We start from the raw sequence: 12,747 nt of genomic DNA on the forward strand, positions 1-12,747 counted from the left end.
CTAGGCTCCGGCATGAAAGACGCGGCGCGGATTGCTGCGCATCATCTCGTCGAGAGCCGTCCTGTCGAGGCCGTGCCGCTGAAGACGGGGAAGGAAGTGGCGAATGATATAGGCGTAGCCGTTGCCGCCGTAATGCGTCAGCATCATCTTCAAAAAGACGTCGTGCGACAGAAGAATCCGGTCGAGATAGCCGGCCTCGATCAGGCGCACGATCGCGCGCGCGGCCTCCTCGTCGCTCGGGCACTGCACCTGCTGATCGGCATAGAAGAAATCCATGCCAATCATGTCGTATTCGATGAAGGCGCCACGCTCGGCAAGCTCGCTCTGATAGGCAATGTCGTCATGCGACGGATTCATGTGGCAAAGGACGGTGTGGCGGAGATCCGCCCCCTCTTCGGCCACCACGTCGAGCACGCGGTGGCCAAGACGGAACCAGCCCGGCAGATGCACCATCAGGGGAAGCCCGGTCAGCACCTGCGCCCGTGCAGCACCGCGCAGCGACTTCTCCTCCTCGGCGGTGAAATCCGAGGAGACGCCGATCTCGCCGATCAGGCCGATCCTGACGCCGGTACCGTCAACGCCTTCCCTTGCCTCGCGGACGATTTCCCCGGCGATGTCATCGACGCTCATTGCGGCGACGCTTTCCGGATGTGAGGAGCTGAGGTAATAGCCCGCCCCCATCACGATGTTGAGACCGGATGCTTTCGAGATGCGCTGGAGCGCCAGCGGATCGCGGCCGATGCCCTTGCAGGTCGGCTCCACCACCGTGCGGCCGCCCGCCGTGGCGAAATCCTTGAGTTCGCAGATCGCCAGATGTTCGTCGTCGAGCGTGATATTGTGCTTGTTGACGAAGGGATCCTGTCGAAGTTCGCCGAGGATCTCCATGCAGACGAAGCTTTCTGCCAGATATTGCCGCTCCGGCGTCTTCGGCGCATGCCACCAGCAACGGCAGTCATTGAGGATATGCTCGTGCATCAGCGTAACGCCGAGCGCATCCGCCGAAACGGGGCCGGTCACAGTCATCACCCTGCCAGAGCGGACATGCGCCTCGGACAGGCGCTCTGCTGTCGGTTCGCTCATCGGCTCATCCTTTCCTGCTCAGCCCGAAACGGAAATTGGCCGTGAAGATGCGCGTGTTCAGCCAGATGGCGACGAGAATGATGGCGCCGGTGACGATCTGGGTGAAGAAGGGCGATATGTGCATCAGGATCAGGCCATTGCCGATGACGGCGATGGTCAGCGTGCCGAGTACGGTGCCGAGGATAGTGCCTCGCCCGCCCATCAACGATGTTCCGCCGAGCACCACCGCCGCGATCACCTGCAACTCGAAACCAACGGCGGCATTGGACGAGCCGGAGCCGAGTCTGGCGGCGATCAGCAGGCCAGCGACCGCGCAGGCGATGCCGGAGATGATGTAGACCGAGGCGATGATCCATTTGGCCGGCATGCCGACACGCCGCGCCGCTTCCATGTTGGAGCCGACCGCCACGACCTGCCTGCCGTATTTCGTCGCGATGATGACGACATAGCCGAGAACGGCGATGACGAGGGCGATGATCGCCGGGATTGGGAAGCTCAGGATTTCGCCCCGGCCGAGCGCGAAGAAACCGGGCGCATCCTTGATCGGGATGGAATAGCCCTGGGTCAGGTAGAGCGCCAGACCGCGCAGGATCGACAAGCCGGCGAGCGTCACGATGAAGGCCGGAATGCCTTGATAGGCAACGAACCAGCCCTGGACCAGCCCCATGAAGGCGCCGAGCACGATCATGCCGATAACGACGGACGGCCACGGAATCCCCATCGCCATGACGATCGCCGCGACGGCATTGACGAGCGCGACCTGCGAGCCGACCGACAAATCGATGCCGCCGGTGATGATGACGAAGGTCATGGCGATGGCGACGATCAGGATCGGGGCAGCCTGGCGGACAATGTTCAGGATATTGCCGAGCGTGAAGAAGGTCTCGCTGCCGACCGAGAAGAAGATCATGCAGGCCAGGAAGAAGATGGCGATCGACAGGACCTGCGCATGTTCGCCGAGGAAATCGGCGGCGCGAGAGCCGTGGCCGCGTTCCGTGTAAGCCGTCATTGCCTGGCTCCTTCGCCGACGATCAGATGGACCAGATCCTCGAGGTTGGTGCTGCCGATCTGCCGCTCGGCCACTTTCGTGCCCTCGTACATCACCGCAATGCGGTCGCAGACCCTGAATAGGTCCTGAAGCCGGTGAGTAATGAGGATCACTGAAACCCCGTTTGCCTTGACGCGGTTGATCAATGCGAGAACCGCTTCGACCTCGGCTACCGCGAGCGCCGATGTCGGCTCGTCCATGATCAGCACCTTCGGCTTGAAGGAGGCGGCGCGTGCGATCGCGATCGCCTGGCGCTGCCCGCCGGAGAGCTGGGCGACCTTGCCGGTCAGCCTCGGGATGCGTATCTCAAGCGAATCCAGCATCTTGCGGGCTTCGGACAGCATCGTCCTCGTGTCGAGAAACGGCCCGCGGCTGAGCTCGCGGCCGAGGAAGAGATTGCCGACGACATCGATATGGTCGCAGAGGCTGAGATCCTGGAACACCATTTCAATGTTCCTGCCGCGAGCATCCGCAGGGCCGGAGAAACGGACCTCCTCGCCTTCCATGGTGATCGTTCCGCCATCGGGAATGTAGGTTCCCGAGATGATTTTCGTCAGGGTCGATTTTCCGGCGGCGTTGTCGCCGACGAGGCCCAGGCACTCGCCGGGGAAGATGTCTAGATCGACGCCGCGCAGGGCCTGGTGCGACCCGAAGGACTTGCGGATACCGCGCAGCGAGATACGCGGATCGGATCGGGTGCTGCCGGGTGTTCCTGTTCCGGAGGGCGCAACCCCTCCGGAACGGGCGACAGCGATATCATGCTGTCCGTTGCCGATCATTTGAAGACGGCCCGGTACGGCTCGACATTCTCCTTGGTGACGATGGTGATCGGCACCGAGATCGTCTTGGTGACGGCCTCGCCAGCCGAGGCCTTAACGAGCGCGTCGACGGCGGCAGCGCCCATGGCAGCTGGATCCTGCTGGACGACGGCGACGACGAAGCCGGCATCGATGCCGGCAATGGCTTCGGCAGTCAGATCCCAACCGAACACCTTGATCTTGTCCTGCTTGCCCTGGCTCTGGACGGCGGCGATCGCGCCCATCAAGGCCGGTTCGCCGGTGGCGTAGATCGCGGTCAGATCGGGATTGGCGGTTATCAGGTTTTCAGCCGCCGCAAGGGCGTTGTCCTGGATGTTCTGGCCGTCGACGACGCCGGCCGTCTCGATGCCGTCGACGCCCTTGAGCGTCTTCTCGAAGCCGTCCTGGCGGATGTTCTGGATGAAGGAGTTCAGCGCGCCGACGACGCCGAGCTTGGCCTTACCGCCCATGTTCGCCTTGACGTAGTCGAGAAAGTATTTGCCCATGTCGGCGCCGGCCGCGGCATTGTCCACGCCGATCTGCGCCTTCTGCGGGCCTTCCGGCAGGATGGCATCGATGGCGACTACAGGAATACCGGCATCGGCCGCCTGTTTGACCGCCGGCATGATGCCGTTGACGTCGATCGCCACGACGGCCAGGCCGGAGACCTTTTCCTGGACGTAGGTTTCGATGGCGCTGTTCTGCGCGGTCGTTTCGTTGTTGGCATTGAAGATCACCAGCTTGACGCCGGCGGCGTCGGCCGCCTTCTGGGCGCCCTCATTCATCTGGTTGAAGAAAAGCGCCTGCTGGTTGATTTGCACCAGTGCGACGGTCTTCTTTTCCTCCGCCTGAGCGCCGGACAGGCCAATGAAGGTCAATGCCGTGAAGCCGGCGGCTGCGATTATCGTCCGTCTTGTCAAATTCAGTGTCATGTTCTCATCCTCTTTTGGTTTTTTGACGTTGCGGATTGTTATTTCGCAGGCGGCGCAACGGAGTTCCGCACCACGATTTCGACAGGCACCAGTTCCTCAGACGCGGATGGCTTCCACTCGTACCAATTGGTTTCCAGAAGCAGCTCCAGCGACCGCCGCCCGATCTGGCGCACCGGCTGGCGGATGGCCGTTAGCGGCGGCGCAAAAAGATGAAGCGGACCGACATCGTCGAAGCCGATGACCGAGATGTCATCGGGGATCGAGACGCCTTGGCTTCTGAAGACCTCGACCAGCCCGATGGCGATCTCGTCGGAGCTGGCGAAGATCGCGGTCGCTTTTCGATCGCCTGAGAGGTAGTCGAGCGCAGCGGAACGGCCGTATTCGATCGTATATTCGCCGGCATAGCGGTCGGCTCGGGCCCCGCCACCATGCCGTTCCCTGAGCGCCTTCAGCAGGCCATCATAACGCCTGCGAGCGCTGATCATACGCTCGTCGCCGCCGATGAACAGGACATGGCTGTGGCCCTGCGCGGCCAGGTGCTCCCCAGCGAGATAACCACCCTGTTCATTGTCGCAGAACAGCTTCGGCGCCTTCGAATCGGGAATGTCCTCATCGACGATGATGACCTTGCCGGTGCCGTTAATGAGTGCGGCAAGCGCGCCGTCATCAGGATGGTTGGTGACGAAGATCAGGCCGTCGACGTGATTGCGTTCGATCAGCTGCAGATATTCGATCTCGCGTCCCGGCCGGTTGAGGGTGGCATGCAATGAGACGGCGAGCTTCTTTTCATCGGCCGATTGCTCCACGGCGGCGACGAGGGTCGCGAAGAACGGGTTGGCGATATCGGGAACGACGAGGCCGATTGTGTCCGAGCGCCCCCGGCTTAAGCGGCGCGCATGCGGGTTTGGCCGGTAGTTCAGCGTCTTGATCGCATCCTCGATGCGTTTCTTGGTCTGAAAGGGAAGATCAAGGCTGCCGTTGACGAAACGGGAGACGGTGGTAACCGACACACCGGCCGCCGCCGCAACGTCCTTCAAGCTTGGTGTCGTTCCCCTGGCCATCGACTGGACCTATTGTAAAGCGGTTTAGTAAAGCGCTTTACAAGACAATATCGATTGCGGGCGTTTGTCAACAGCGATGAATATACGGGCTATGGTTTTCTTAGCCGATCGAGGCTCGACCGACGGCCCTCAGGCGATCGTTGGCTCGAGCTTGTCACGCAGCCTGCCGCCGATGGTGCTTTTTTGAGATTTGGCTCGAAGGCGTCAACCGGTTCGATTTGTGACAATGCAAGCGGACAGACTGCTTGGGTGCCTTTATATGACGTGGTCCGTCGACGCGTCGAAGAGATGGATCTGGTCCGGATCGACCGAAACTCCGATCATGTCTCCCGCCTTGACCCTGTCGCGGCGGGTCTCGACGATGGTCAGCTCCGGCTGGGTCTCCGCGACAATGAAGGTCGACGAGCCGGTCGATTCGACGAAGGCGATCAGCACGTCGAAACTGCCCTCTCCAGGTGCGACGACGCTGATATGCTCCGGCCGGATGCCGGCAACGAGCTTGCGCCCGGGCTCTAAGGCGCGCGATATTGGAAGCTTCTGCTTCACCGCCCCGAAATCCAGGATCAGGCTCTTGCCGTCTTCCGCGGCGATCGCGGGAATGAAATTCATTGCCGGCGAACCGATGAAACCGGCAACGAACCGGTTGGCTGGCCGGTCGTAGAGTTCGAGCGGCGCGCCCTGTTGTTCGATGATGCCATCGCGCATCACCACCACATGGTCGGCCATGGTCATCGCTTCGACCTGATCATGGGTAACGTAGACGAAGGTGGCGCCCAGCCGGTCGTGCAAGGACCGGATTTCCTTGCGCATCGAGACCCGCAGCGCGGCATCAAGGTTGGAAAGCGGCTCGTCGAACAGGAAGGCCTGGGGGTTGCGGATAATGGCGCGGCCCATGGCGACGCGCTGGCGCTGGCCTCCGGAAAGCTGGCGCGGATAACGGTCGAGCAGCCGGGAAAGACCGGTGATGACAGCGACTTCCTCGGCTTTCTGTTTTGCCTCAGCTTTAGGGACGCCGTGCATTTTTAGCGAATAGGTCAGGTTCTGTTCCACCGTCATATGCGGATAGAGGGCGTAACTTTGAAAAACCATGGCGATATCGCGCGACCGCGGCGGCACGTCGTTCATCACCTTGCCGGCAATCTTCAGCGTGCCGCCGGTAATTTTTTCCAGCCCGGCAAGCGAACGGAGCAACGTGGACTTGCCGCATCCGGACGGACCGACCAGCGCCACGAACGTGCCCTTGGGAATTGAAAGGTTGACGTTCTTAAGCGCGTGAAAGGCGCCGTAGTGCTTCTCGATGCCCAAGAGTTCGATTTGGATGTCCTGGCTCATACCGAAAACCTTGCTGGTCCCCAGCCGGGACCGATGAGATAGCTAAGCGTGAAAGACATGGTCATTTGACTGCTCCGGCGGCGATGCCGCGCGTTAGCGTGCGCTGGAAGATCAAGAAGAAGATCACGGTCGGTATTATACCCAGGAAAGCCGCCGAGGCCTGCAGCACCGGGTCCGACATGTTCTGACCGCGGGTCAGGCCCATGGCGACCGAGACTGTCTGGTTGTTGTTGGACACCAGCATGACGAGCGGGATCAAGAATTCGTTCCAAGTCCAGATGAAAAAGAAGGTTCCCAGGACCATGAGCGTCGGCCTCAGCATCGGGACGACGACGAACCACAGCGTTTTCCAGTGGGTCGAGCCATCCATCTCCGCCGCTTCGAGGATTTCCTTGGGAAAGGTACTCAGCACGGTCGAGAGCAGGTAAGTCCCGAAGGCGCTTTGCAGGACCGCGAAAATGATGATCACGGAAAGCTGCGTATCGTAGAGGCCGCTCGCTTTCGCCATGTAGTAAAGCGGGTAGATGATGGACTCCTGCGGCACCATGATGCCGAGAAGAAAGACCACCAAAATCACGCGTGAACCCGGCACCTTGCCGACCCCGATCGCATAGGCGTTGAACAGGCTTATCAGTACCCCCAACACCGACACACCGAGACTGATCACTAGGCTGTTGAGCAGCTTGCGACTGAAATCAGACACCGTCCAGAATTTCTCGATCGCCGTGAGATCGATCGACCGAGGAATTGAAAGCGGTCCGCCGACTGCGTATTCGGCGCTCGCCTTGACGGCGTTGAGCAGAGCAAGGAAAAACGGAAAGAGCGTCAAGGCGAGGAGTAGAATAAGGATGGCCAGCACCACCCACCGCATCGGATCGCGTCGCGCGCGATCGGCTGCCGCCGTCGCCCTTGTCTTGGTCGTACCATCGCTGAGAACTGAGTAAGCCATGAACTATTCCTTCGCCTCCTGTTGGCTCTGGAAGCGTAGAAAAATCACAGCCAAACCGATCGTCAGAGTTGTTTGCACGACCGCGATGGCTGCAGCATAGCCGACGCGTTGCGTTGTGAAGAAGTGGTAGTAAGTCAGATAGGATGGCACCAGGGTGGAATTGTCGGGGCCGCCCGCGGTGATGACAAAGATTGGCGCAAACACTTTAAGCGCGGCGATCAGCGTGGTCAGCACAACGACGAAAATCTCCGGCGCCAGAAGTGGAATGGTGATCGTCACCAGCCGGCTCCACCAGTTTGCCCCATCGAGCTCGGCAGCCTCGTAGAGAGAAGGGTCGATGCGCGAAAGACCAGCCATGAAAACCACCAGACAATAGCCGACCTGTATCCAGACTATGACGAGCGAGACGGCGGCAAGCGCGTATGTCGCATCGCCGATCCAGTTCTGGGCCAGATTATCAAGGCCGATGGACTTTAGCGTGATGTTGATGACACCGACGGGATTGAGAATCCAACCCCAGAGGACGCCCGCGACCGTTACGGGCAGAATCTGCGGCAAGTAAAAACCGGCCCTGAAGAAGCTCGAGACCCATTCCCCGAACTGGTCCCTGACGTAGTCGAACAGCAGAGCGGCCAGCACCAGGCCGATGCACACCGGTATCACGGTCATCGAGACGATGAACAGCAGCGTGTGATACATCGATCCCCAGAATTGGTCGTCCGTAAGCAGGCGAGAATAGTTCTGCAGACCGACCGGTCGCGGCGTGCCAACGCCTTTCCATGCCGTGAAGCTCAGCCCGAGATTAGCAAGCTGCGGTATGAGCACGATTAGAATGAAGCCGATCGCCCCCGGGATGAGGTAAAGGCTATAGCTTGGTGAACCGTCGCTCCATCGCTGGCTGGATATGGCCATATCATTCTTCCTTCAGCCTCCCATAAGGGGCTGCGCCAGAGGCGCAGCCCAGCATTCAGGGTCGCGCTACTGATTTTCCTGCGCGTCGTCGTAAACCTGCTTGATCTGTTCGACGAATTGTTCGGCAGTCAGACTGCCCTGGAAGAGACCGGTGTCTTTCTGATTGAGCACGTCGTAGTAGCCGGGGACCGGCCAGTCAGGATAGAAGCCGAGGCCGCTTTTGTCAGAGATCTGCTTGAAAACCGCTGCGGCGTTCTTGCCGATGGGGTTGGTGATGGCGGAAAGATCAGCGGCAATCGGCACGCCGCCGGCATTGCCGAGTTCAGCTTGGTACTTCGGCGACAAGGTCAGGCTGATCCACTCTGCGGCGAGATCCGGATTCTTGCTACCCTTGGGAACGACCCAGAGATTGCCAGTCGAGCCGACCGAATATTTCGGCGTCGGAATGACGAACTGGCCCCACTTGAAGTCCTTGATGGTCGACGCGAACGTGCCGAGATTCCACGTGCCAGAGACGTACATCGGCGCCTTGCCGGAGGTAAAGAGCAGAGCCGCGTCCGGGTCCTTCATGCCCGTGGAGTCCTTGTTGATGTAGCCCTTGCCGACCCAGTCGACCAATGTCTGCGCCGCATAGAGATAGGGCGCGCCGTCGAGGGGGGCCTTCAAACCCTGATAATTCTGGACCCAGGCGTCATCGGCCTTGGTATAGGCGAGAGAGGCAAGCAAGTGCTGGCCACTGGTGTCGATGGCGCCGAGCGCGAGAGGCGTGAGACCCTTCTGCTTGAAGGCTTCCATGCCAGCGACCCACTCTTCGAGCGTCGTCGGCGGCTTGAGGCCTGCCTTTTCGAACATGTCAATGTTGTAGAAGCACGAAACATATTCGCCGAAGACTGAGACGCCCCAAACAGGGCCGGAGCCATAGATGCCCTTTTCGTCATAACGGCTTAGGACAAAATCGCCTTCGTTAAGGATCTTGTCCCAGCCTTCCTTCTTCACATAGTCATCCAGATTGGTCAGCAATCCCTGGCTTGCAACCAAGCCGGCGGTCGCATTGCCCTTGTTGTACTCGAGCACGTCGGGGGCCTGATCGGAATTGAGGATCATGCCGCCTGAGGCCTGCAACTGCTGAAAGGTCTTCTGCTCGAAGCTGACGGTGATATCCGGATGTTTCGTCTGGAACTCTTCGAGCGCTTTCTTCCAGACAATGCCCTGAGCCGTGGTCGGCTCCTCGAACCACCAGATCTTGAATGTCTTCTGTTCGGCATGGACGGTCGATGTCATCAGCATCGCCGTGCCGAGCGCTAGCGCCAGTCTTGCAATTCTTTTCATGCTTTCCTCCCAAAAAAGCGGCTGCGCCGCGAAAAGACCAAGTTAGTCAGTCATGGCGCAGTCGGGCCTCCCAGCCCGGCGGCGCCCTACCCTAGGCGGTCGATCAGGGATCAACAACGAAATCTCCGCCCCGGCATTTCTTCAAATAGTTGAGCCCGTGAACCTGACCAGTCATTTCGAGCGCATCGCGATAGACCGGGTCGTGCCAACCTTCGATGTCGATCGAGCCGGACCAGCCGGCGAGGCGCAGTTCGGAAATGATGTCGGTCCAGTTGCTGTCCCCGAAGCCCGGCGTGCGCATGAAGACGAACTTCTCCTTGCCGAAGATGCCGTGTTCCTTAATGACCTCCCAGCGGATGGTCGCGTCCTTGCCGTGAACGTGGAAGAATTTGTGCGCCCATTTGCGGATCTGCGGTAAAGGGTCGATCAGATAAACCATCTGATGGCAGGGTTCCCACTCCAGGCCGATATTCTCGTCAGGCGTCTCGTTGAAGATCAGTTCCCAGGCATCGGGATTGTGGGCGATGTTCCAGTCGCCGCTTGCCCAGTTGCCGTCCATGGCGCAATTCTCGAAGGCGATCTTAATGCCCTTGTCGGCAGCGCGTTTGGCAAGCTCGCTCCAGATTTGCTTGTAGCGCGGCAGGCTGTCGGTCAGCGGCTTGCCTCGGATGCGGCCGGTGAAGCCGGCAACGCAGGTGGCGCCGAAATGATGGGCGTTGTCGATGCAATCCTTCCATCCCTGCAGCGTCTCCAGGTCGATTGCGTTCTCTTCCAGCGGATTGCCGAACATGCCGAGCGTCGAGATGGTGATGTCGCGGTCGCCGATCGCATCGAGGCAGCGCTTGCCGAGTTCGGCAAGGTTCTGGCCCTTGGTCGTCTGCCAGAAGAAGGGTTCGAAGCTTTCGAAGCCCATGCCGGCGATCTCGCCGATGCGGGTTGCTGCATCGCCGTTGTTGCCACTGACCATGGTGCCGATGCGAATGGATTTTGCGGGGTTGCTCACGTCACGTCATCCTATGCTGAAATTTCGATGCGCCGGCCGGTCTTGGCGCTTTCGATCGCGCCGAAGACCATGGCAAGGCTTCTGATATTGTCGGAATTGACCGTTTCCGGCTGTTTGCCGGTGCGGATCGCTTCGATAAAATCGGCAATGACGCTGGCGTGCCCATGGGTCTGCTCGTCATGTTCCGGGCCGGGAACGTCTACGACAGCGGAGCCGCGCAAAAGACCGGGCTCCTCGCCGCCGACGGCCGCCTTGAAATTCTCTTCGCCGTCCCAGGTGAGCATGCCCTTCGAGCCGACAAGCCGCCACTGGCTTTCCCAGCTGGTGCGCTCGCCTTCGGCGCACCAGGAGCCGCGATAGGTAAAGACGACATCGTCGGAAAATTCGAAGATTGCATTGGCCGAGGCCCCGTGCCTGTACCAGGAGCCCTTCGGATTGCGCTCGACGCAATAGACGGCGAGTGGCTTCCGGTCGGCTACGTAGCGGGCCGCATCGAAGGTGTGGATCGCCATGTCGAGAAGCAGAACGTTGTCCATCCCTTCGCGGAAGCCGCCGAAATGCGGCGCCAGGAAAAAGTCGCAATGGATGCCGGTGAGTTCGCCGATCGCGCCGCTGTCGACGAAGCGGCGCAGGCGCCTGACGCCCGAGATGAAGCGTCGGTTCTGGATGACGGCGTGGATGCGGCCGGTCTCGGTGGCAAGATCGATCAGCGCCGCGCCCTCAGCAAGCGAGGCGGCCATCGGCTTTTCGCTGAGCACATGGCAGCCGGCTTTCAGCGCCGTCGAAACGACGTCGTAACGGGCCGCCGGAATGACGATGTCGAAGACCAGATCGGCCCTGGTGGCGGCGATGACCTCGGACAGATCCGAGCCGATGACGGCGCCTTCAAGACCGAACTCGGCGGCGAGCTTTTCCGCCGTCTCCCGGTTCAGGTCGACGAGGCCGACGACGGTGATGGCATCAGCCAGTTGAGGGTTGGAAGCGATGGCTCGCAACCAACCTTTGGACATAGCTCCGCACCCGCACAGAATGGCACTGAATTTCACGATTTCCTCCGGGGAATGGTGTCAACTCTCCTCGTGACACGCACTCCGTAAACGTTTACGAATGTTGGCGGAAACATTTTGCGATGTCAAGAGACGCCAAATGCGAAATTGCTGATGGGAGGGAAAACGCAGCCGATGAAGGGGATTCGCCAGCTTGCCGAACACCTGGATATTTCAATCGGCACGGTCTCCCGGGCGCTAAACGGCAAGCCCGATGTCAACGAGGAAACCCGCCGGCGCGTTCTGGCCGCAGCCGAGGAACTGGGCTACGTCGCCAACCAGTCGGGACGGAGTCTCAGGCAGGGAGAGACGAAAGTCATCGGGCTAATGATCGAATCCAGCACGGAGGCGGTCGAAAATGCCGACAACTTCTTCATCGGCGTCACCAGCGGCTTGCAAAGTGTGTTTGCCCGCCACAAGCTCGATCTGGTCATGCTGCCCTGCCCGAGCGATGAGGATCCGCACGAATATCTGAAACGGATCGTCGCTCGCCGTATCGTCGATGCGATGATCATCTCCAATACGCAGCGTTTAGACCGGCGCATCGATCTTTTGTCGCGGGCAAAAATCCCCTTCATTGCGGTCGGCCGCAGCCTTTCCCCAGGCAATTTCCCCTGGATCGATCTCGATTTCGAAGGTGTCGCCGACCGTGCTGTCGCACGCCTGGTCGCGCGCGGTCACCTTCGGATCGCCATCACCGCGCCGTCGAGCGAGGTCAATCTCGGCTATGTCTTTCTCGAAAGTTATCGCCGCGCGCTCGAGCGGCACGATATCACTTTCGACCCTTCGCTCGTCATTCGTGTCAAGTCGAGCGAACAGGGCGGCTATCAGGCGGCGCATGAATTGCTGCTGCTGGAAGAGCGGCCGACGGCAGTGATCCTGATCTACGAATTGATGGCAATCGGCCTCTACCGCCGGCTGATGGAATCGGGTGTGATACCTGGCCGCGACATCGCGGTGATCGGCTTCCGCGACGCTCCGCGTGCACGATTCCTGCAGCCCTCACTCAGCTGCTTTCGCATGTCGCTCTATGACCTCGGCGCCACTCTCGGCCGGATGCTTCTCGCTAACATGCTGGCCTATCAGGAGTTCTATCCTGATGAGGGCCGCAACATCGTCTGGCCGCTTGAGTTGACGCCGGGTGAAAGCGATGCGTTTCAGGTGTGGGCGTGGTCTGACCAACCGGCTTGCGCCCCGAAAGATGCCGTTGACGAACTTGCGATATCGGCTTCAAGCAAGTCATGACGAAACGAAAGTT

12 protein-coding genes are annotated in these 12,747 nt (G+C 60.2%); 1 reads left to right on the forward strand and 11 read right to left on the reverse strand.

What is annotated here, in order from left to right; genetic code table 11:
- From RLEG4DRAFT_RS07235 to RLEG4DRAFT_RS07285, 11 genes are all read right to left on the reverse strand, one after another.
- A complete protein-coding gene (locus RLEG4DRAFT_RS07235) occupies positions 1–1,080 on the reverse strand; it encodes a phosphotriesterase family protein (RefSeq protein WP_003576477.1) in 1,080 nt (359 codons plus the stop codon).
- Positions 1,081–1,084: 4 nt separating this feature from the next.
- Entirely contained in the window at positions 1,085–2,089 is a 1,005-nt protein-coding gene (locus tag RLEG4DRAFT_RS07240; protein WP_003576479.1) for an ABC transporter permease, read from the reverse strand.
- The gene (locus RLEG4DRAFT_RS07245) at positions 2,086–2,907 is read right to left on the reverse strand and encodes an ATP-binding cassette domain-containing protein (RefSeq protein ID WP_003576481.1); all 822 of its coding nucleotides are present in this window, start codon (positions 2,905–2,907) and stop codon (positions 2,086–2,088) included. The genes RLEG4DRAFT_RS07240 and RLEG4DRAFT_RS07245 overlap by 4 nt, the downstream gene beginning before the upstream one ends.
- Complete coding sequence (locus RLEG4DRAFT_RS07250; protein WP_003576483.1) at positions 2,904–3,857, reverse strand: ABC transporter substrate-binding protein; 954 nt, start codon at positions 3,855–3,857, stop codon at positions 2,904–2,906. Before RLEG4DRAFT_RS07250 ends, RLEG4DRAFT_RS07245 begins: the two co-directional genes overlap by 4 nt.
- 38 nt (positions 3,858–3,895) lie before the next feature.
- Entirely contained in the window at positions 3,896–4,918 is a 1,023-nt protein-coding gene (locus tag RLEG4DRAFT_RS07255; RefSeq protein ID WP_003576486.1) for a LacI family DNA-binding transcriptional regulator, read from the reverse strand.
- A 255-nt stretch (positions 4,919–5,173) separates the two neighbouring features.
- Complete coding sequence (locus RLEG4DRAFT_RS07260; RefSeq protein ID WP_003576487.1) at positions 5,174–6,250, reverse strand: ABC transporter ATP-binding protein; 1,077 nt, start codon at positions 6,248–6,250, stop codon at positions 5,174–5,176.
- Between the two features lie 61 nt (positions 6,251–6,311).
- Complete coding sequence (locus RLEG4DRAFT_RS07265) at positions 6,312–7,199, reverse strand: carbohydrate ABC transporter permease (protein WP_003576489.1); 888 nt, start codon at positions 7,197–7,199, stop codon at positions 6,312–6,314.
- A gap of 3 nt (positions 7,200–7,202) precedes the next feature.
- A complete protein-coding gene (locus RLEG4DRAFT_RS07270; RefSeq protein WP_003576492.1) occupies positions 7,203–8,111 on the reverse strand; it encodes a carbohydrate ABC transporter permease in 909 nt (302 codons plus the stop codon).
- A 66-nt stretch (positions 8,112–8,177) separates the two neighbouring features.
- Positions 8,178–9,440 (reverse strand): ABC transporter substrate-binding protein, encoded by a 1,263-nt coding sequence (locus tag RLEG4DRAFT_RS07275; RefSeq protein WP_003576493.1) that lies wholly within the window; start codon positions 9,438–9,440, stop codon positions 8,178–8,180.
- 103 nt (positions 9,441–9,543) lie between these two features.
- Complete coding sequence (locus tag RLEG4DRAFT_RS07280; protein ID WP_003576497.1) at positions 9,544–10,443, reverse strand: sugar phosphate isomerase/epimerase family protein; 900 nt, start codon at positions 10,441–10,443, stop codon at positions 9,544–9,546.
- An 11-nt stretch (positions 10,444–10,454) separates the two neighbouring features.
- A complete protein-coding gene (locus RLEG4DRAFT_RS07285) occupies positions 10,455–11,489 on the reverse strand; it encodes a Gfo/Idh/MocA family protein (RefSeq protein WP_003576500.1) in 1,035 nt (344 codons plus the stop codon).
- A 135-nt stretch (positions 11,490–11,624) separates the two neighbouring features.
- Here RLEG4DRAFT_RS07285 and RLEG4DRAFT_RS07290 point away from each other — a divergent pair, with 135 nt between their 5' ends.
- Positions 11,625–12,734 (forward strand): substrate-binding domain-containing protein, encoded by a 1,110-nt coding sequence (locus tag RLEG4DRAFT_RS07290; protein WP_051040883.1) that lies wholly within the window; start codon positions 11,625–11,627, stop codon positions 12,732–12,734.
- The last annotated feature ends 13 nt before the right edge of the window (positions 12,735–12,747 follow it).

Source organism: Rhizobium leguminosarum bv. trifolii WSM2297 (assembly GCF_000271845.1).